We start from the raw sequence: 21,351 nt of genomic DNA on the forward strand, positions 1-21,351 counted from the left end.
TTATTATTTTTGTTTAAATAGATTAAAAGGTAAAGGATTTGTAGCTGCAGTTTCCTTTTTAGATGAATTAGCCATGAAATCGTTTAGATTTCTTGTAATACGCCTGCTCCTGTTCTATTCCTATTAAGTGATTCCTGTACAGCACCTAGGGCGTCTATCCTTCCATGTCCGAACCAGGGGCTCCACGTCCCGTTAGGATCGCCTGTATCGATGAAATTGCCTCGGTTAAAGGGAGCAATAGGCGATATATCCCAGGATGTGTCAGGATTAAAGATAGTGGGCGGAGTACGAGGATAACCTTCAAAGTTCAAATTCTTTGATGCTGTCCGTTTGAGTATGGAAACAACCTCAAGGGCTGTCAGGTCCTGATTCGCTGAAATCGCCAGGGCTGCGATGCCGGCTACGAGTGGAGTTGCGCTTGAGGTCCCACCAAATTGTTGGGTCACCTGTTCTGGCGAACCCGTTACCGTGGTGATACCAAGCCCCCGTAGTTGCAATCGGCGATACTTATGACTGTTATTAGTTGGAGCACATATGGAAATTCCTGTTCCATAATTTGAGTAGTGACTCCGCTTTGCTGAGCTAGTTAAGGCTGCAACGTGCATCACTCCAGGAATTCTTGTTAAATTGTGCTCGAATCGGCGAGACGTCTCAACTCCTATCCAAACCGTGCCATCATCAGACCATCCGTTAGTATAAGGAACATCTAAGGAGGCAGTGTACTGGATAGGGCTATTCTCGTTTCCGGCTGCCCAAAGGAAAACAATTCCTTTGCCTCGCCTTCCCCCGGTTTGAGACAGCTCAGTGATTTTGTTTGTTACCAGAGGTATCCAATTTGTTATAGGGTCACCTCCCCACGAATTCGACAAGACGTCTATTTTGTCGGAAATGTAGGTAAGTGCTGTCAATAATTTTGAATCACTGATAGACAAGTAAGGTCCTGAGGATTGCCACTTAATTGGCAAAAGTCGGCACCCCGGAGCTGCACCGACGGTGAGCGACGCGTTTACTTCGGCTGCGATAACTCCTGCACACGAGGTTCCATGGTTGTAGTCCGATTCATACATCTTGCTTGGATCTGCGCCTATATCAATATTGGTAATAAGCCGATCTCCTTCAAAATACCCCCAACCAGCAAACTTCGCTGTCGCGTTGAAGTCAGGATGGTTCAGCATGCATCCATCATCTGTGATGCCGACAACCACGTCGGAGCTACCGTAATTACCGAGAAGTTGCCAAGCCTTCTCGCATCGCGTTGACGCACGCGGATCGAAATCAGGATGAAAGAATCGAGTATGCAAGTGCCACTGCTGTAAATAAAAAGAATCCGTCGGAAGTAACAAAGCACAGGTACTCATACGTTGGTTAAGGTCATGTTCCGCGGACTTTACGAGAGGCTCCTTTTCAGTTAAATGAACCACAAGTTTCACCGGGTTCATGTCTGTGAGGTTGGTTAGCCGGAAGAGGTAATCACGATCACCGAAGACCTCTAGCATTACCAAGCCATATCGCTGGGCGAATGCAGAAACCTCTTCAGAGGAAATTGGTTCACAAAATGTAACAAAGACGCGATCGGTGATTAGGAACTCATCATTGGTATCAGCGATGTAGTAAGCGTGATGGGTAGGTGCGACATCCCTGGCTCTGGTCATTAGGTTTTCCAAATCTGTTGTCCGGGTAGTTACACGAGAAGAAGCCGACGAAACCTGTTCTGCATCTGTAATTCCCATCTTCTTCTCCAGTTCGTTCGGAAGTGCCCGAACCACAAATTGATCCGACTGCTTTCTGAGAATAATTTTTTGACCTACTCGATATGTATAGAGCTGCTGGTTCTGTGACATGTCTTCTTCCTCCTTTATTAGGTTATATCTTAGTGAACTCAGCTTTAATGTAACCTCCATAAAACGGAATTATTCGTATTCAGGATGTTCCGGAAGTTTTGATTTTTGGTGGGGAAACGCAGGAATTTTTTTGTATAGAGATAGTGATGAGTCAGCTTATCAAATAAAAAAAGAACTAATCAAAGAAATCGGAACACTACAGAAAAACGTTAAACAGACCGTATTTGGTGTGTACAAAAACAACGTAATTTTCTAAACGCAAAAGAGGGTGTCCCAAAAGTAACTTTTGGGACACCCTCTTCATCTAATATAAGCAAAGTCAAATTCTACACATGTATGGAATGATGGATATTATCAAATGAGGTGTTTTGTGACAGCTCTTTTCTTTTAAGCTCGTTGAGAAGTCACAGGGGTATTATCATATCTTTCAATTTCACCACTAGATTTGCATTGTCCTATTGATTAAATTCACCGTTATACGGATTTTGCCATGATTAATTTATTTCTTCATTCAAAACGAACTTTTTCCTTGAGCATCCAGACTATATAATCGCGTATCATTTCTGTGTCCACGATTCTAACATCTCTATCTAAATCTCGAATGCCCATATACTCTATGAAAAATCCGTAGTTTTCCTTATAACTAGCAAGTGTACGATCGCTGACACTTCTCTTTCCGTTATCTAAAATAAAAACGCTCCCTTCCGATATATTACGGAAAGAGAGCGTAAGGTTAACGACCAGCGACCCCCACCCTGTCTAGAGTAGACATCGCTTTTGATATGTTCTGTTATATACGGATGAATTCTAGTAATACCAATGTTTTACCTTCTAGCTATATGATATTTTATGATTAATTGCTGTACCTTTTGATTCATTTGGTCCCCAAATCGTCCCCATTCGTCCCCTGCTCTTACACTAAGACAATTTATGGGAAATAAAAAGCCGATTTTTCCTACGCTAAGGATTATCGGCTTTGTTTTTATTCAATAAGATGAAAAACATATTGTTGTGATTATAATAAAAATCACCTGATTAAATTGCAGCATTTATTGATATAGAATATAATTTTACACGTTTTTTGAATGTCAAATTTGAATATCTCAAAAAAATAAAAAACACGTCATTAAACCAAAATGTCTAATTACGTGTTTTATAAAATCAATAGTTGTGCAATTGTTTGATTTTTCGATCTGTAAATTACATGTTAAAGCATAAAAATGAATGTGACGCTTTTGCTCTCGATACTTTCAGCATAAATCCTGCCACCTAGCCTCTCAATAATTGTTTTTGCTATAGAGAGACCCAAACCATAATTGCCGTTTTCATGCGTCCGCGCTGTGTCTTTACGATAAAACCTGTCGAACAGCTTTGGTAAATCCTGCTTGGTTAAGCCTTCACAACTGTTTTTAATAGAAAAGACGATACGCTTTTTTACCTTTTTTAAGCTTATTTCAATTTGTCCATTTTGTTCGGTATATTTTATTGCATTATCCAATAAAATTGTAATGACCTGTTTAATCTTATCCATATCGCTTTTTATCATTAAATCGGGTTCTATATGCTGAATAATCGTAACATTCTTCTCAAAAGCTACGGCTTCCATTGACAAGATAACATTATTCACGGCTTGACTTATATCAAAAGAAAAATATTGCAGTTTAATTTCCGCATCATCATTCTTTGCCAAATATAAAAGTTCATTTACAAGCTTAATCATTCGTGTTGTTTCAGCCTGGATATATTCCAGCCATTTTTTCTGGCTTTTAATTGTTTCGTCCTCGTTTGTCATCAATGCGTCATAATTAGCTGAAATAATTGCTAAGGGTGTTTTTAATTCATGTGAGGCGTCCGCTATAAATTGTTTCTGTTTATCCCAGAAGACAGAAATAGGCTTGATAGCTCTGTTTGCAAAATAAATACTAATTACATAAATTACAAACAGCATAACCATTCCCACAGAAAGAAACGTTATAAACAGACCTGTAAGTGTTTTGCTTGTATCAGTTACATCTAAAAATGTAATCTGAGAATTATTATTTTCCTGATTGATAACACCGGGATGGTCCACACCCCATGTTTGCCCGCCGTCTGTGGAATATTGCATAACGTCGTTTTCCGTTCTTATCATTGCGCTTCCTTTTTCAGGCGATATTTTATACATCCACTTTTTCCCGTCAATATTGATAACGGAATTATCTTTTTTATCATGCCACGCAAGTTCGGCGGCTCTTTCATATGTTTCATCTGCCATGTCGATAAAAGAGTTAATTTTTTGTATCACGCCATTATCGTCAACCTGTATATGAAATGACATAGAGTAATCAGAGGAGATGGAGAAAGCTTGAGCGTCCATGACAGTTCCATCCATCTTCGTTATAGAATCCATTGTTACAGTTACATCTACAGGAACATCTAATGTCGGCCCGACAGATAAAGCGCTCAGTTTGTTCAGGTTTTCGCTCTGAATGTTGTTATACGTAATGAAATAAATAACAGAAAAAGCCGTTATCATCAATACCGATATGATCGACATATTAAGTATCAAGAATTTATTGCGCACTTGTTTAAACATAACTAAACCACCCGCTTACCGTATCTATTTTCCGTTTTACTTAGACTTTAAACAATACCCCGCGCCTCGCATGGTTTGTATGGACACACATGATTTTAAACTGCTTAATTTCTTCCTTAAAAAAGAGATATACACTTCCACATGGTTGTCCTCGGCGTCCGTTTCATAGCCCCAAATCTTTTCAATAATGCTATCTTTAGATATAATTACGCTTTGTCTTTGAATTAACAATTCCAGTAACTGGCATTCCTTCAAGGTTAATTTAAACTCGCTTTTTCTGCAACGAAGCGTAAGGATATGGGGGTTTAACTCAATATCGCCATACTTTAAAACGTTATCACAAATCAACTCGCTTTTCCTGCGCCCTAATGCCCTTAAACGCGCCAATAATTCCTCGGTTGGAAAAGGCTTGGCAAGGTAATCATCGGCACCGCTGTCAAGACCGGTCACTTTGTCTGATGTTTCTCCTTTGGCGGTTACTAGTATAACAGGGGTATCTATACCATTCTTGCGCAATTCTTTAAGCACGGTTATTCCATTCATTTTTGGCAACATAATATCAAGAAGGATGATATCGTATATGCCGGAAAGTCCACAATCCAAACCGTCTTCACCATTAAAAGCCAGATCAACACTGTAATGATTCTTTTTTAAAACCTGCTCGATTGCTTCCGCCATAAACTTTTCATCTTCAACCATTAAAATTCTCATGAGCAACACTCCGACCATTATAGTAACAAAATAGTAACAAAATAAAAACTGGATATTTTATCTTTGTTATGGATACATTATTTTCTTTCAATCATACAACTATTACTTGTTTTCCATTGTTTTAGCTACTTCAGGCGCGTTTTCACTCCACGTCGGTTGATATAACTTGACGCCGTTTTCCGTTTTAACCATGACACCTATGCCTCCATTTCCACCCATAGATGGATTTTGAGATGACATGGTTGTTTTCTGTGTTAAAATAGTAATTGTATTATTTTCATAAAGTTTTATATAATGAGTATAATGCCGTAAAGCAACCATAACACTCGTCAAGTGTTATGGTTGCTATTGATAGATAGATGGAAATATTACTTAGTTTTGACTTCAGGATTTGGTAACAGAAACTTGTTCCAGGTTTTCCCTTTATCTGTTGAATAAAACGTAACGCCTTTTTCACTTTTTATCATGAGTTCCACCGAGCTGTCTTTATCGCCCAAGCGGTCTTTATTGCCCAAGCCAGAATCGATTGTTGTGATGCCATCTTTCCCCATGCTGCCTTTGATTTTGCTATCTTGTTCCGCAGAAATAACTCCGTCCGGCTCTGCTTTGCTCCAGGTTTTTCCTTTGTCTGTTGAATAAAACGTAACGCCATTTTCGGTTTTTACCTGAGCAGTCATTTTTGCTCCACTTTGTGGTGTGGTCGCCGCAAAAGCCGCAGTTGGTACCAAAACTGCTAGTGCTAACGCCCCAATCATCCATTTTGATGCTTTTTTATTCATTAGAATCAAACTCCTTCATAGGTAATTTTTTTGTAAGCAGTTACCTTACAAATTTATTGTAATCCCTGGACCTTAAATGAAGCTTAAAATAAAATTTTAGTTATTTCATTATCTTCTTCCGACTCCAGTCCCGAGAATATCCCGTGCATATATTGCAGATTTTCACTATCCTAAGAAATGTATAACAAATTTCCGAAATGCTTTTATCGTTTGTAAAAAAGCAAAGCACTAAAGGAACTTTTCTTGAGAATATGTCTATAGTACTTGCAACCGCGCAAGCGTTCACTATAGCTTTACTAGTAACTCTTTTTCGAAAAAATAGATGAGAATCTACAAACTAAAAAACAAAAAATGCCTTCCAACGGTTTTAAATCCGTCAGAGGGCATTGCTATGTACTTTTTATGTACTTTTCCCCGTCTCACCTACATAAATAGCCCACGTAAGAACGCAAGCCTTCAGTTCGACAGAGCTGAAATTGTTGGTTAAATAATTGAGATTGTTTAACAGTCCCACAGGCAATACATTGTATGTAAATCTAAGAGGTATCGTTATATTTCCATGATATCCACAATATCCTCTACAGGTATCCACCAATAGTCTTCATCATTCTTTAACTTGATCTGTTTATACGTGGTATTAAATTTTTCTACCCAACCCCACGCTGTTTCGATTACTCCCCTATCCCCTTTTGTTGCTTTCCACCAGTTGATCGTATGAGCATAGTCAAACTGACGTGAGTCAACTATCCGATAACAGAACTCGGATAGTTCATCTTCTTCAATGATCGGCTTTCCAATCAGTTTCTAATCCTCGTGAAGCTGAAATAACATCTGAGCATGTTCAGGTAAAATAAATTTAGTTACAAGTGGATCAAGAATTTTAGAAGCCATTAAAACATCTCTTTGAATGCGAATATGCGTTCCTATTTCATTTCATTATAAGGAGATTATGCAATGGTTAGAAATGATATTTTCCAAATCTGGATGTTGCGGTAGTAAGTATATGACTTCAAAAATTAATAGTTCCATCTTTAGCTATCTCGTTTATATTAAAAATATAAATCATAGCAATCAAATTATTTAATTTCTAAATAATTTGACATGTATTTATAATGGAATGTACAAAGATGAACAGGGGTTGTAAATTTGAAACAATTAAAAACATTTATAGATAAACATAAGATTCAGATGGTAGATGATCTAATCAAATGCATCCAGATTCCAAGTATTAGTACCATAGATTCTTATAAAGAAGATGTTCTTTATTGTGCTCAGCATCTAAGTCAGCTTCTATTTCAAATTGGATTTGAAAATGTACAACTATTAAAGTGTAAGGGTCATCCAGCAGTTTATGCTGATTGGCTTCATGCAAAAGGAAAGCCTACTGTACTCATTTATGGGCATTATGATGTACAACCAGTGGATCCCTTAGAAGAATGGCACTCCCATCCTTTTCAACCGGAAATTAGAGATGATTATCTTTATGGCAGAGGAGCTACAGACAATAAAGGACAACTATTTATGCAAATAAAGGCATTAGAAACACTTTTTCATACCAATCAAACATTACCTATTAATGTAAAGCTTCTAATTGAAGGTGAGGAAGAGATTGGGAGTTCTAGCATGCCGGAAATTCTACAAGATTTCTCAGAATTATTGATTGCTGATCTAATTGTTATCTCAGATACTGCTATGTTAGAGGAACAAGTTCCCGCTATTTGTTATGGTCTAAGAGGCTTACTAGGCTTTGAACTATGTGTACAAGGTCCAAACAGAGATTTACATTCTGGTAGTATTTATGGAGGAACTGTACAGAACCCTATTCATGCTATAGCTCAGCTATTAAGCTCTATGAAAGATGAAACAGGCTTTATTACAATCGAAGGCTTCTATGATAATGTAGTGGAACTTTCCGAAGAAGAACGGAAAAACTTATATTCCCTTCCTTTTTCATCTGAAAAACTCAAAGAAGATCTTAATGTATCAAATTTATTTGGTGAAGAAGGATTTACACCTTTAGAAAGAGTTTGGGCAAGACCCACTCTAGAAGTTAATCGAATTAGCGGAGGTTATCAAGAAGAAGGTATAAAAACAATTATTCCAGCGAAAGTAACAGCCAAGATAACTTGTCGTATAGTCCCCAATCAAAGTCCTCATGATTTAAAAACATATATACAAAAACATATTGAGTCTAACACTCCACCTGGAGTAAATATAGAAATCTGTTGGGATCAGCACTCGAATCCGTACTTTATCTCACCAGATCATCCTTTGATCTTACAAGCTGCTCAATCTTTAGAGTGTGTATTTCAAAAACCTGTACAGTTTATTCGTGCAGGGGGATCAATTCCAGCAGTAGAAATGCTACACAATCAGTTTCAAATTCCTATTATCTTAATTGGATTTAGTCACTCCTCAGCTAATGTTCATTCAGCAAATGAAAACTTGTCACTACAGAAATTTGAAAATGGTATACTGTCACTTTGCCATTATTATCTTCAATTGGGTAATGAAATTAATATAACTAAGCATGAAATAAAAATGTAGTTGCTTCTCCTCAACGTTTTTGTCCAGAATGCCAAATACCACATGCTATTGAGTATGACCATGAAACGAGTTTAGGATTTTACCATGTACACAAAACAGATATTGACCCAATTCAATGTGTATATCACACAGATTTTTTTTATCAAGCAGTCAAATGGCAACTGATTTCCAAAAATATTATGGCCAACGTTGATCCACCTTGATTAGAACAAAAAGAAATTGTTACATGGAGTCTCGAACAAGCATTACAATGGAGTCTATAGTCATGTCATGCCCAGACATGCAAAAAGCTGCTGCTGACAACTTCGAAAAAATGATGAAACAAAAGCGACCGAAGACACTTTAGTTAAATAAAGGTTCTCAAAATGTTGTCAAGCAACCGTTGAAAGGGATCATGTTGTCAGAGTGGGAATAGATAAAATAAACGTTAAAACCCCTGATTCATCAAGGATTTTAACGTTTATTTTATGGTGATCCGGATTGGGTTCGAACCAGCGACCCCCACCCTGTCAAGAGTAGACATCGCTTTTGATATGTTCTGTTATATACGGATGAGTTTTAGTAATATCAATGTTTTACCTTCTAGCTGTATGATATTTTATGATTAATTACTGTACCTTTTGATTCATTTGGTCCCCAAATCGTCCCCTGCTCAAAATCTGATCTCCAAAACATCTTCAATAGGTAATTCAAGCACACTCTTATCATTCTTAGAGCAGATTCTTCCAACTTGGAACGGATAAATCATTTATCAAACGTTTTTTGTTGCTCTTGACAATTCAGTGCGTTCCTGCAATCACTTACGTTTGATCCCACGCTCCGCCAATCACTCTGGCAGGGTTTTCTGTATCCTGTTCCTACATAAAATCTTAACGTAAATACAAACCTTCTGTAGTACAAATTAAACGCAATAACTCAGTGTTGGACTTATTTCCGGAATAAACAGGCATATTTAAGTCAAAATTTGACCAAACACAAAATTTCATTGTTTCAAATATAAATACAGATGAAACTTGTTCACGTAATCCCAGTTGAAGAAATAACTGTAAATCAAAGAAATGATTTAGTTCCAAATAATTTTTTTGTTTGCTACAAAGTTCAAAATGAAGATCACGTAAACGATTTTTTTTAGTATCGTCAGAAATTTCGTTTGTTATTGACTCGATTTCGTTATAACGGAGTGACGTTTCAACCCAAACTGAATTATTTGTCCACAATAATTGAAATAAACGTATAAACTTTTCCTCTTCTTTATTATATAGGTCGAATAAACTTTTGTTATCGAGACTCTTTTCATAAAAAATGTTAACTTCCCCAAATTTATTATTATCTACAATTTGTAAGGGGAATCTATCCAATGTAAAAATATTATTAGGAAATTGAGAATAGACTACGTCACTATTATCTAGCAACAAGGTGTTAGCCTCTATATCTCTGCCAGGGTCGATTGAAATATCCCATGTGTTGTCCCATAATCCATTAATAATTGACTGTAAGTGCATTATTATCTACTCCCGAAGTATTTTCCTTCATCAGTTAGGGTTGCAACTCGCTTTTTTTTGCTGTTTCTTAATTTCCAAGCGCTACCGCCATGTTTTACATTACCTCTGTCTTTTTGTATGCTCCAACCCGTCTTTGGTTCCCTGCGTTCTCTACCGTCCACTCTATCAGTAAATACATCTAAATCAACAATTACATTACCATCAGAATCTGTATCTAGTAATCTCTTAGGAATATCATAGTAGTGAATTATTACTTCAGCATATAGATAATCGAAAGCGTCTTCAATTTTACCTTTCATACTAGAAAAAGCCTTTTTAAACGCTACTACAATATCATCAAATTTATCAGAAATATCATCCCAATACCATGCAATTACTGCCCCTGAGGACGTGAGTTAGATATCCGATAACAGAACTCGGCTAGCTCATCCTCTTCAATGATTGGCTTTTCAATCAATTTCTTATCCTCGTGAAGCTGGCGTAATATCTCTGCATGCTCTGGCAAAATAAATTTTGTTACAAGTAAAAACCAAAGGGGTGAACCGGTTAAACTTTTTTACAAACGACGCATCTTTTTTACAAACGGTACAAATTTATTTTAAATCTACAACAATAATGGATATAATAAGTCCCGATAACGCGATAAACCGCATTGGCAGTAATCGGGGGTCTGGCCAATGTATGGGACATTCTACATCTGGAGTAGCGAGGTTCGAACCTTAAACGCAGAAGCTTCGTAAAACGAACCATGCCACTCATTATAAACGGAGCCAAAAAATGGTTCGGTTAAATTCGATTAAAATATATTCTGAAACTATTTCACACTCACCTCAGTCTAACTAACGCTACAGCATTCAAAGAACTCTTTTGAAGGATTAAGCGGCTTATAAACACTACAATTTTACAGGGGGTGAACAAACTGAACAAGGAATCTACTAGATTAACAGAGCAGCAGTTCAGTGAACATATAGAGGCCTGCAAAGAAAAGCTGTATCGGTTCGCTTTCTGTTACGTGAAGAATGAACAGGAAGCTTTGGAAATCGTGTCTGAAGCTACGTACAAAGCCTTTTTGTCCTTTAGAAAAATGAAAAACCCGGAATACTTTGAGAGCTGGATCAGCCGGATTGTTATCAACTGCTCCCTGGACCATATTAGGCGTAACAAGAAGTATACGTATATGGAGGATAGCCCGACAGGATTTGCAGCCAAAGAAAGTCCGGTTTCGCTGGAGGAGAAATGGGATTTGTATGAGGCGCTGGATCAGCTTGCTCCGGAAGATAGAGCATTCATCATTCTCAAATTTTTCGAGGGTCAGCGGTTTAAAGACATGGCGGAAGTGTTAGAACTGCCAGAAAATACCGTCAAAACAAAATTTTACCGGATATTAAACAAACTAAAAAAGCATCTAATTAAGGAAGAGGTTGATATCACATGACAGGAAAAGAGCGCTACGAAAATATAGAGATTCCATCCCGTCTCTCCGGAGTTATTCATCAGGCCCAGAATCAGGGACGTATTTACACACGAAAAAAGAAGCTTATTGGTGGTTCCTCTCTTGTGGCTGCTTGTGCCGCCATACTGATTACCGTCAACGTGCCGAGTGTAGCCATGGCTCTGTCCGATGTGCCAGTATTAGGCTCCATAGTTAAAGTTCTGCAGGTCGGTGGCGGAGGAGAACGGACGGACGGCGTCTCCATCACGACAACGGCAAGGGACAACACTCTAAACATTCATTTCAACATGAATGGCGAACAAGCAATGAGTGCCCCAGCTTACAAGGTTGATCACAAGGAAGCACCGGACCGACTTATCTTCACCTTTAATGGAGTCCGTGATCTCGATTATGCGAAACTGCAAGAGGACATCAAGGCTCTCTCGAATGTAAAGGATGTCTATAACAATGTCATTTTAGATGATTCCGCATTCCGCTTTGTGGTTGAGCTCAAGGATAACATCGATTATTCCGTATCCGAGTACCAAAAACCCGGTTATATCCAGCTAAAATTATTTGCCGCTGAGAAGACAGAGAAAGCACAAGAGGTCTTCTACGTCCGGAGCCAAACGATGGAGTTTGGTGAAATGCTGGGAATACTCGACGAGCAATATGCCCAAGACGGCAGCAGTGTAATCAAAACAAAGAACGGTAAGTATGTCGTTGCATTGGGCGGGTTCCAGTCCCGCACTGAGGCAGAGGAGATTCTCCATAAATTATCTGCCCGGGAGGATTACAACGAACCCCTTCATGTCGATAGCTGGATGAGCAATGAAAATCCTCAATAGGTAAAACTTCTGATGACTGAAATAAATTAAGCCTCCCGAACGATTTAGTTTTACCCCTGTCAAGTAGACAGTTACAAACAAGCGTAAGCGTAAAATAGTCCCCACCTTAAGAAAGATAGGAACTATTTTACGCTTACCTCTATAGCTTCCTGGAGAGATTTTGTAGTTATAAATAAGTAAAGGCCCCATCTCATCTACAAAGTAGCCCATGTAGGAACGCAAGCCTTCGGATCAACAGAGTTAAAGTTTTTTCGCCTACAAAAACATGAACAGATATAACGAACAAGAGTACATTTCTTTCCTAGAATAATTAAAAAAGAAAATAAATTTTAAAAAATATACAAAATACACCATAATTAATTACATATTTTTCAATTTTTGTTTTGTTTTATGAAATTTAATCTCGTATAATGCAAATGTGTCGGCCGACATATCTAATATTCTTACAACATTTTTTATTCGTTATTCTTACATACACTTATAAGGGAGGTAAGCACTTTTCTCTTTCTATACAGATAGAGTAATAGTGTTAAACAAATGAACCTAAAGAAAATAGGACTATTCGCTTTAGCGATGATCATGACTTTGTTTAGTTTTCAGCCGCATTCGTTAGCAGCACCAGTAGATGAATATATTTGGACAGAAAAAAGTCCGATGCCAACAGGAAGATTTGGAATGGGGAGTTTAGTTTATGATGATAAAATTTATGTATATGGTGGAAGTGGAAGTGGTGGAAGAACAGCAATCTTTGAGATGTATGATCCCAAAACAAATCAGTGGGAACAATTATCTAGTTCTTCAATTAGTAGGTATTTAGTACAGTTTGTAGAGCATCAGGATAAATTTTATGCGATTGGTGGAGTTGGAACTAGTGACGCAACCAATGTCGTTGAAGAGTATGATCCATTCTCAAATCAGTGGACTAATAAACAACCTATGCCAACCCCACGTTATAATGTGGGCGCTATTTCTATAGGTGATTATATTTATACCTTTGGTGGATACGGGATTAAGAATACTTTCACTGACGTTGTAGAGGTATTCAATACCAAAACAAATAGTTGGGATACCAAAAACTCAATGCCTGTTAAAACCTCCGAAACGATTCCTTTTAAGATAAACAACTCAATCTATGTACTTGCTTATACTAAACCTGGAGAAACTCCATCTATTTATAATTATAACCCTGCACAAGATACATGGACACATATTGCTGAAATGCCTTCAGAAGTTACTTTGCCTAGGAATGTAATAGTCTACAATGAAAAGGTTTTCTTTCCAAGTGATAAGAATTTATTTTATTATGATTTAAAATCAAAAAATCTGATAAAGTATCCTGCTGCACCCTTAAATAAGGCTATCCATAATTTTGAAATAATTAATAATAGGCTTTACGCTATGGGAGAATTTCCGAATCTTGACTCTTTCTTAGAATTAAATCTTTCGGATTTAGTTAATCCTAATCCAGATCCTGATCCAGACCCGAATCCAACCGGAAACGCACTCTTAGTCATTTACATGGACAGTGGTTTAATCAAAGAATTTGAGATGACAAATGAAGAAATCAGAACCTTTACCGAATGGTATGAAGATAGAGCAAAAGGAAACGGAAGAGAAGCATACATCGTTAATAAGAAATACAACATCGGACCTTTCAATTCAAGAAAAGACTTCATTAGCTACAGTCACATCGAAAGCTTTGAAGTACAAGAATACAGTAGATAATATGACACCCCCTCCTACACTATGGACTGACCCAGGTTAATGAGACATTGAAAAAACACCTATGCTACCTGTTTCCTATACTCGTATGGGGGCAGGTAGTTTAATTTCTCCTGAATTCGTTCTTCATTGTAAAAACAGATGTAATTTTCTACTTTTTGTATTACCATTAGGTTTGTTAGGATCTCTCTTTTTAGAGAGGCGAATTCTTCCGACTTTAGCAAGGAGTGGAAGGATTCAATGACAGCATTATTCATGGCAATTCCCCTTTCGGGACATGCTCGTGGTAATGTTTTTTTCTTTTGCTTTGCTTTGAAACGCGTATGACGTATAAACTGAGCCTTGGTCACTGGGAGAAGGGCACCTGCTGCCTCCCTAGTATTTATTGCCTTCTCCAGAGTTTCTAGTACGAGAGAAACATCTTGTCGGTCACTTATTCGGTAAGCGATGATTTCGTTGTTATACAGGTCCATAATTGTCGATAAGTACAACATGCTTTGACCGTAAGGTAAATATGTAATATCCGTAACCCACTTTTCATTTGGTTTCGAAGCCGTAAAATCCCTGTTACGTTCATTCGCTACAACAATTCTGCTCTCCCCGTTGATAAACGTCTTACGTTTTGGCTTGGTGCGACATTGTAGATTTTTCTTCTGCATAATCCTTTGGACAGTCTTACGATTCACCTGTTTGTTATGCTTACGACACAGTAGAGCTCGTATCTTTCTGTGACCAAAACGATAGTGATATTTTCGACACAACTGCTCAATTAAAGTTTCAAGCTCTATTTCCTTATTGCCTGCTTTGGCTTTCCAGCGATAATAAGTCGCCCGTGGCACCCCAAACAGTTTAAGCATATCTGTGATAGGAAATTTCCCCCGAAAACTCTCTACAACCTCCATTAAAATTGATTTTTCCACCTCCTTTGTCGTTCCAGATACTTTTCTAGGACTTCAATTTGCATCTCTAATTGTCGGATTTTTAGATCCTTCTGAGTCATCTCGTCGAGATGATTTGAACCGCTTTTCCCATACTTATACTGTTTGCCTACAGGTTGGGAAAATCGATATGTTTCCCTGTTTCGATACCACTTCATCCAGGTTTTAATTTGCTTTTTATCCTTGATTCCTACCTGCTCCAATATCTCCTTATTCGTAACGCCTGCTTGTTTCATCTTAACGACTTGCCATTTCACTTCTTCCGGATAATGTACGCTTGTGCCCATAAAGAAGCACCTCCTTCGAATCATATTAGAAATACGATTCAGGAGGTGCTTTTTCCTTGTCTCAATTTACTGGGTCACTTCACTACGTTGGAGGGGTTTCTCATTTTTTTAAGGTGATTAAGAAGTTGTTTAAATAATTAAGTAACCCGCCAATATTCAGGCGGGTTTTTGCATCCTATACCTCATAATCTTGAATATATTTATTAAAAATAAACTGAAGATAGGTATAAAGTCCAACACACAAATAAATCCACAAATTGTAAGATGTTCTTTGATTAGGAAAATCAAGCTTGTTTTCTGTCAATTTTTCTTCATGTATATTTGGTTTCAATATACTGTAAGGCTTATTAAAAAATTAAATTTTCTTCATATCAGCTAAACGAGTTTCAGTACGATATTTTTCATCAATCTTTAATATAGAGGTGCCTTCAAATAGTAACGCTTTAACAGGTTCTCCATTTTCAGGTTTCCAAAAAGTTTGTGCCCACATATGATAACTATCAGCAATTTCATCAGCAATTTCTTCATCTGCTCTTGCAAATAATTCATATAAAGATACTGTTTTAGTTCGGAGTGTACCAGGATCACTACCTAATACATAGGAAAACTGAACCGATCCTGTAAAGAAACTACGACTTTTAATTTCATAAATAGCTGGTGAGGTGTACACATTTGAAATCAATGTCCCTTTTGACTTAGGAGGTAATTTTGCGGATGCGGTTGAACTAATGGTGTTAGTGATAGTTTTTGAATCAGATGTTCCGTTTTGATTAGAATTTGTATATTCATATGCTACTTCTGCACCAAGTTCTGACCCTGCAACAAGAAAATCCACTTTTGCTTTATAATTAAATTTAACACCTGCTTTATGACTGTGAGTGATTGACTTTGTAAAAGTGGAAGTATTTGATACAGCATGTTGGAACGTATGTGATACAGTCAAATCACCCGAGGAATGATCATTATATGCATCATATTCTAAAGATTGAACCAATTTCTCAGGTCCAGCCCCAATTAATTTAGCTCGAATGGGGTAATCTGGATCTACATATTTTTCTTCTACATCTACTAATTTCATATCATTGATATATACGCCTACGTTAGGGTCTCCAATACCGTTAATGTATCTTGCATAACTCGGAATTACTTTTCTAGTAACTTGTTCAATATTAACAACTTGTGTTTGTTGCGTTTGATAATTAGATAATTTTTGTAATTGAGGATTTTCTAGGTTTACGTTTGTTGAAACATTAGTATGAGCACTAGCTACATTTCCTGAAGAGATTAATAATGGAGCACTTAATACCATTGCTGTTAAAATTTGTTTTTTCATAAAATCCCTCTTTTTTAGTTTATTTTTATCGATATAATTTAATAATAGCATGGTTTTAGTTTCTCTCTTACATAAGAATTGTTCTATTTTGTTTCAATATTGTTAACAAATGTAAATACCAACATTCCCTACTGGGTCACTTCACTACGTTGGAGGGGGTGCTCGTGTTTTTAAGGTAATTAAGAAGTTGTTTAAATAACTAATGTTTGGTTGCAAAATTTCATGAAAATAAGCAAAATGGTTGCAGAGATGATTGTCAAGAAAAAACGAAAACCCTCCCCGATTATGAAGTGCACCCCTTAAAGTAAACATTGGAAAAACCCTCGAGGTTATCCGATGAACTTTAGGGGGTGTATTTTTATGGCAATCAAAGGACAGAAGTTTAGAAGTTATCCAGAATCACTTAAATTGAAGCAGTACGATTGCATCTAAATGAAAAGTGGACTCACAAACAGATAGCTGAACACTTGGGAATTAACGATAAAGATCGTGTTAAAGTTTGGATGAGAAAATATAGAAAGCAGGGGGAATTCGGCTTGCTTGATCAACGTGGACGACGTGAGGTGTATCTTGACCAGGATCGATACGTCCATAAAATAGAGCGGGAGAATGAAATCCTAAAAAAGTGTTTGGAAATTTGGATGCGGGAGGGATAAGAAAGAAATATCGAATTGTGGAGAGCTTGTCTACAATGTATCCAATTACAGAGGTTTGTATGGTATTAGGGGTTTCGAGAAGTGGCTATTACAAGTACCTCTCCACTAGAAACTTGCATAGGGATAAGTCGATGAAAAAACGGATCAGAACGATCTATGAACAAAGGAAAGGGATATACGGATATCGTAGAATTCAAGCTGAACTGTTACGTCAATTTGGTTGTAGGGTTACTCATAAGAAAGTATTACGCATCATGCAAAATTTGGGACTCAAAGCCATCATTCGCCGTAAACGTGCCTATATGACTACCTATCAAGCAAAGGTATCGGATGGGCGTATTGCGGATCATTTACTCAACCGTGATTTTACCGCTCAAGAGCCTAATCAAAAATGGGTAACTGACGTTACTCAATATCGAATCGGTGAGGAACGTATCTACCTTTCCGCAATCAAAGATTTATGCACGCATGAGATTATCGCTTATCACATCAGTTACATTTATTTTTACAACGAAGAACGTCTTCAACTGAAGCTAAATAAACTGACGCCTAGTGAATTTAGGCGTCAGTTAGCGGCCTAACGGCCGGGGTTTTTCTTACTGTCTACAAAACGGGGTCTTGACCAGTTGACGCGTAGTCAAAAATAGGCGTTTTTATTAACCCGCCAGACAAACTATTCTGTCTCCAAGGAGGGCTAATACCTACTCCATGCCCACCTGCTATAAGCTCTTGATTTACATCAACCTGTGTCCATCCCAAGCGCTCAACCACTTTCGCGTCAATCTCTCTGCTCATTGGCTTCCTCCTCACCATCTACCATTCCGTACTGTAATTTTCCGTTTCAGCCATATAACCGCACATTCTATAAACCCGTATATTGTCCATCCAATACACAAAGCAATTATCAATGGGTAAAACCAGAGTTTGTGGTACCACTTATCAGGAGTTATGTCGAACCCACCGATCATTTCGCATCCTCCTCTTTAATCTCCAGTCACTCCTGGAGTAATTTCCCCTTAACTTGTACAGCGTGATCAGGACAAACCTCGCAATTAGCCCAAAGACTAACAGCACATTCCTTGCACATTTTTTTATCACACGTTATCGTCAATTCTTGAAAATTCACACTCGTTACAACCCCTGTACCTGTTGCATAATCGCAAAGGCGCGTATGTTCGCGTTTATTGCAAACTTCACAAAGCAATGGTCTTCCTCCCTTATCGCAAGCAATGGTTGCTAAATTTCCGTTTTATAAAAAACAGAAGTGTACTCATCTGATCCCTCTTCAAAACCAACTGCTTGAAAACTTACCGAAACAATATCCTCAACTGGTATCTTACTCAGCCACTCATTAATCTCAGTTTCCTTTCTATTCAAAAACAGCTTTCTTTGTACGACTTTCATCCTTTAACTCCCTTATCACAAGTAATGGTTTGTTAATTTACCCTTCCCCAACTTACATCGATGTTTTATAAAGCCATTCGTCAAAGTATCGCTGCACTATCTCCTCTTGTTTATCTTCCGTTAATCCTTCCAGTTCCTCGTCCTCAATCTCGACGATCTCTTCTCGTTTTGATCCCACGTATCCATTCGATACACAAAACTTAAATCTAGCCATTCAAAAACCTCCTACATCTTGTATTTACTTAGATTTCTGCTTAATCAAGGTGTACGCAGATAGAGCTACTTTGCGTATCCAATCTGGATTTATTTCAATTTCCGTATCCGTCATTTCTCTTATCCTGTCTAAAACAGATAAGACTTCATGTTTTTTCATCGTTCCCGCCACCCCATTTATAAATCGTGTGTTATGTTTTATTGCTTGTAGCAGCAATGCTTTTGCATGTACGTTACCGACATTAACTCATTTTTGTTTTCACTCCACTAATGGATAATCAATTCTAAAGCTGCTCTCATACCATAACTATCATGGTTAGAAAGGGTGATGGATTATGGATCCTATTGAATACCATCGGGGGAGAATGCACCATCATTTAAGGCATGCCGATCACTTTCGCTCTTTAAGTATGGCGCATCGGCATCACCGAATGAGGCATCACGAGTTTGCTCACAGAGAACATTACCATCGCATGAGAGCGCATCACCATAGAATGATGATGCATTCATATCAACATTAATTGCACCAAAGGCTCCCTTATTGGGGGGCCTTTTATTTAGCTAGATAAATTAATCACCGATTTGTTATATTTGCCTGACTGGATGTATGCTACCGATGCCCTCGCCCTGAACCTTGTCTCCCTCATTTAGATTCATTCCGCATCCTCCTTTATCACAAGTAATTGGTTTGTTAAATAGTTGCATTGCCACTTACTAAAACTAATATGCTCGTGACATACTCTACCTTTTTAATCTTTGTAACAAACAGCATTTTCCCATCTTGTTTCACTGCAGAACGACTTCTATTTGCTGTGGAGATTCAATCACGACACTGAACCTGACTGTTTTAGCCATTTGAAAACCTCCCATTTATCACATTGTGTGTTGTGTTAGATCACAACATTACGAAAGTTGGATCATCAGGAAGGTACTCTGAGAATTGTTCTAGCAATAACTCCTCTATCTCAGACTTCTCCCACACTCCAAATCCTCGTTCATTTGATTCTGAAGCATCAATAGTAACTACTTCTACTCCACCTACTTATGACCCTTATACAATCCTCTCCATCAATCCGCCATTCTACTTTCAAAACAATCTCCCCATTCGTTATAATTACCGATGTGTTAAATTAATCCCGTAGGCTTTTAATACAGCTCGACATATCGCATCTTGTATGGTTGCGCCTTCTCCTGAGTGTCCATGATAAAAACTTTGCATCGTGCTCCGCTGCCTGCCCGCACTTAACGCAAAACAGCTTTTCTTCTCCGTCGATCCACCACATGTACTCGCACACAATTTCACTTCCCTACACCAATATACTTTGCTAATATACTTTTTACATAAATTGTAATTAATGGTATATTATATTTAGAACACTTCGACTGGGGTGATACATATGAAAAAGTTGCTTACTGTTGTTTTTACTGTGATGATTGTAGCTTCTGTTCCGGTTGCTGTTTACGCGTGGGACCCTCCCTGGTGCCCTCCGTGGATTCTTTTTTGCGAGTAATAATTGCTATTTTCATAGTGAACGAGGGCAATCATGCTCTCGTTTTCTTACTTTCTCATAGGTTATTCATGATTATTTGGTGGCACATAAGTGTCTCGGCCTAGAAAATTTCCACAAATTAGAAGTCCAACCATACAGATGATGTGGATCAACCAAACAGTATTTTTATCTATACCTCATCATCCTTTCTCTTTTGTGGGGAATCACTTTTCATAATGTCATTCCACCAACCAATTGGATTGGCGTAGCTACCGCACTTTTCGCATGTATCACCATCATGATCGGACCAGCCGAGCTGACGATGATGGCAGTTTATACACTCGCGCACCATTTTCCGTCCCATTCAGCCCTCCACGACTTCTTTGTCACCATTTACCCATCCCTCTTGATAGTAGGTTTTAGTTGGGATTCCAATTAGTGAGCAAACTTCTCGACATCTTCCCAATTCATGTTGTTCGCAGCCCAATCGATCAGTTCTTCTTCGTTCGATAAAGTGTATTCGTACTCCTCGTCAAAATCCGTATCAGCGTCTACGCTGCATAGTAATCCGCTCTGCTCTTGGAGATAATTTCCGCTGGCACGTCCCATTCTGAGCTATCAGGCATTGTCACTCGCAATTTCTTTGCCATTTGTAATTCCCCTCCACAGAATATTTTGTTAAGCTGACACTTCGGCTCGTAACGCAGCTTCAACAACTTCTTCTATTTGCTCCTCTATCTCTTCTACTAAAACTAAATCAACGCTGTCTGAATTAATCCGTGCTGGTTGGGGACCGAGAGCATGGTTGCTTGTCCAAGTGAATCCTTTAAATTCGCCAGACAAATTTTTATTTATAGCAAAGTCAACAACATCAAATTGCGTTTGTGCTCCACTGGAGAATACGATTGTGACCTCTTTCACGCTACCCTCTCCAGATACGGAATAATGTCCACGCCTTTAGCTTTTAGATAGGCTAGCTAGCAACCTGCGAAACATACTTTTCAAAATTCTTCTCTATCCGTTCCTTAGAAAATTGAATCGACTTCTTATATCGCTCATGACGAGCAATTTGG

At 38.0% G+C, this 21,351-nt stretch carries 16 protein-coding genes and 4 pseudogenes; 6 read left to right on the forward strand and 14 right to left on the reverse strand.

Features of this window, described 5'->3' with window-relative positions; translation table 11 throughout:
* Nucleotides 1-83: 83 nt before the first annotated feature.
* The 5 genes and pseudogenes from EEL30_26020 to EEL30_26040 all read right to left on the reverse strand — a co-directional run bounded on the left by EEL30_26020 (nt 84) and on the right by EEL30_26040 (nt 6,797).
* Entirely contained in the window at nt 84-1,841 is a 1,758-nt protein-coding gene (locus EEL30_26020; GenBank protein ID QDX95427.1) for a peptidase, read from the reverse strand.
* A gap of 1,207 nt (nt 1,842-3,048) precedes the next feature.
* Entirely contained in the window at nt 3,049-4,416 is a 1,368-nt protein-coding gene (locus tag EEL30_26025; protein QDX95428.1) for a GHKL domain-containing protein, read from the reverse strand.
* Nucleotides 4,417-4,452: 36 nt separating this feature from the next.
* The gene (locus tag EEL30_26030) at nt 4,453-5,127 is read right to left on the reverse strand and encodes a DNA-binding response regulator (protein ID QDX95429.1); all 675 of its coding nucleotides are present in this window, start codon (nt 5,125-5,127) and stop codon (nt 4,453-4,455) included.
* Between the two features lie 368 nt (nt 5,128-5,495).
* Nucleotides 5,496-5,906: a hypothetical protein gene (locus tag EEL30_26035; GenBank protein QDX95897.1), complete on the reverse strand. Its 411-nt coding sequence runs from the start codon at nt 5,904-5,906 to the stop codon at nt 5,496-5,498.
* A gap of 549 nt (nt 5,907-6,455) precedes the next feature.
* Nucleotides 6,456-6,797 (reverse strand): annotated as a pseudogene (locus EEL30_26040) (YolD-like family protein).
* A gap of 255 nt (nt 6,798-7,052) precedes the next feature.
* On the opposite strand from EEL30_26040, the gene EEL30_26045 reads away from it, so the two are divergent.
* Nucleotides 7,053-8,453 carry a dipeptidase gene (locus EEL30_26045; protein ID QDX95430.1) on the forward strand — a complete coding sequence of 467 codons (1,401 nt, stop codon included), beginning with the start codon at nt 7,053-7,055 and terminating at the stop codon, nt 8,451-8,453.
* 869 nt (nt 8,454-9,322) lie between these two features.
* Here the strand turns inward: EEL30_26045 and EEL30_26050 are convergent.
* The 3 genes from EEL30_26050 to EEL30_26060 form a co-directional block, all read right to left on the reverse strand.
* The gene (locus EEL30_26050; GenBank protein ID QDX95431.1) at nt 9,323-9,955 is read right to left on the reverse strand and encodes a hypothetical protein; all 633 of its coding nucleotides are present in this window, start codon (nt 9,953-9,955) and stop codon (nt 9,323-9,325) included.
* Between the two features lie 2 nt (nt 9,956-9,957).
* Nucleotides 9,958-10,146, reverse strand: a complete 189-nt coding sequence (locus EEL30_26055; GenBank protein QDX95898.1) for a hypothetical protein — start codon at nt 10,144-10,146, stop codon at nt 9,958-9,960.
* A 182-nt stretch (nt 10,147-10,328) separates the two neighbouring features.
* The gene (locus EEL30_26060; protein ID QDX95432.1) at nt 10,329-10,463 is read right to left on the reverse strand and encodes a hypothetical protein; all 135 of its coding nucleotides are present in this window, start codon (nt 10,461-10,463) and stop codon (nt 10,329-10,331) included.
* A gap of 402 nt (nt 10,464-10,865) precedes the next feature.
* On the opposite strand from EEL30_26060, the gene EEL30_26065 reads away from it, so the two are divergent.
* The 3 genes from EEL30_26065 (at nt 10,866) to EEL30_26075 (ending at nt 13,960) form a co-directional block, all read left to right on the forward strand.
* Nucleotides 10,866-11,390: a sigma-70 family RNA polymerase sigma factor gene (locus EEL30_26065; protein ID QDX95433.1), complete on the forward strand. Its 525-nt coding sequence runs from the start codon at nt 10,866-10,868 to the stop codon at nt 11,388-11,390.
* Nucleotides 11,387-12,235 carry an SPOR domain-containing protein gene (locus EEL30_26070; GenBank protein ID QDX95434.1) on the forward strand — a complete coding sequence of 283 codons (849 nt, stop codon included), beginning with the start codon at nt 11,387-11,389 and terminating at the stop codon, nt 12,233-12,235. Before EEL30_26065 ends, EEL30_26070 begins: the two co-directional genes overlap by 4 nt.
* A gap of 537 nt (nt 12,236-12,772) precedes the next feature.
* Nucleotides 12,773-13,960, forward strand: coding sequence for a galactose oxidase (locus EEL30_26075; GenBank protein QDX95435.1), 1,188 nt, complete (start codon nt 12,773-12,775; stop codon nt 13,958-13,960).
* A 59-nt stretch (nt 13,961-14,019) separates the two neighbouring features.
* Here the strand turns inward: EEL30_26075 and EEL30_26080 are convergent.
* Nucleotides 14,020-15,182: pseudogene (locus EEL30_26080) on the reverse strand (IS3 family transposase).
* 355 nt (nt 15,183-15,537) lie between these two features.
* Entirely contained in the window at nt 15,538-16,515 is a 978-nt protein-coding gene (locus EEL30_26085; GenBank protein QDX95436.1) for a hypothetical protein, read from the reverse strand.
* A gap of 360 nt (nt 16,516-16,875) precedes the next feature.
* On the opposite strand from EEL30_26085, the pseudogene EEL30_26090 reads away from it, so the two are divergent.
* Nucleotides 16,876-17,171, forward strand: a pseudogene (locus tag EEL30_26090) (transposase).
* A gap of 35 nt (nt 17,172-17,206) precedes the next feature.
* Entirely contained in the window at nt 17,207-17,752 is a 546-nt protein-coding gene (locus tag EEL30_26095; GenBank protein QDX95437.1) for an IS3 family transposase, read from the forward strand.
* A 22-nt stretch (nt 17,753-17,774) separates the two neighbouring features.
* Here the strand turns inward: EEL30_26095 and EEL30_26100 are convergent, their stop codons facing one another.
* The 4 genes and pseudogenes from EEL30_26100 to EEL30_26115 all read right to left on the reverse strand — a co-directional run bounded on the left by EEL30_26100 (nt 17,775) and on the right by EEL30_26115 (nt 21,199).
* Nucleotides 17,775-17,966, reverse strand: coding sequence for a hypothetical protein (locus EEL30_26100; GenBank protein ID QDX95438.1), 192 nt, complete (start codon nt 17,964-17,966; stop codon nt 17,775-17,777).
* Between the two features lie 199 nt (nt 17,967-18,165).
* Nucleotides 18,166-18,375 carry a hypothetical protein gene (locus EEL30_26105; GenBank protein QDX95439.1) on the reverse strand — a complete coding sequence of 70 codons (210 nt, stop codon included), beginning with the start codon at nt 18,373-18,375 and terminating at the stop codon, nt 18,166-18,168.
* A gap of 2,267 nt (nt 18,376-20,642) precedes the next feature.
* Nucleotides 20,643-20,928, reverse strand: a pseudogene (locus EEL30_26110) (hypothetical protein).
* Between the two features lie 28 nt (nt 20,929-20,956).
* Complete coding sequence (locus EEL30_26115; protein ID QDX95440.1) at nt 20,957-21,199, reverse strand: hypothetical protein; 243 nt, start codon at nt 21,197-21,199, stop codon at nt 20,957-20,959.
* Nucleotides 21,200-21,351 lie beyond the last annotated feature (152 nt).

The sequence above is a fragment of the Brevibacillus laterosporus genome (genome assembly GCA_007833815.1).
In the GTDB taxonomy this organism is placed as follows: Bacteria; Bacillota; Bacilli; order Brevibacillales; family Brevibacillaceae; genus Brevibacillus_B; species Brevibacillus_B laterosporus_D.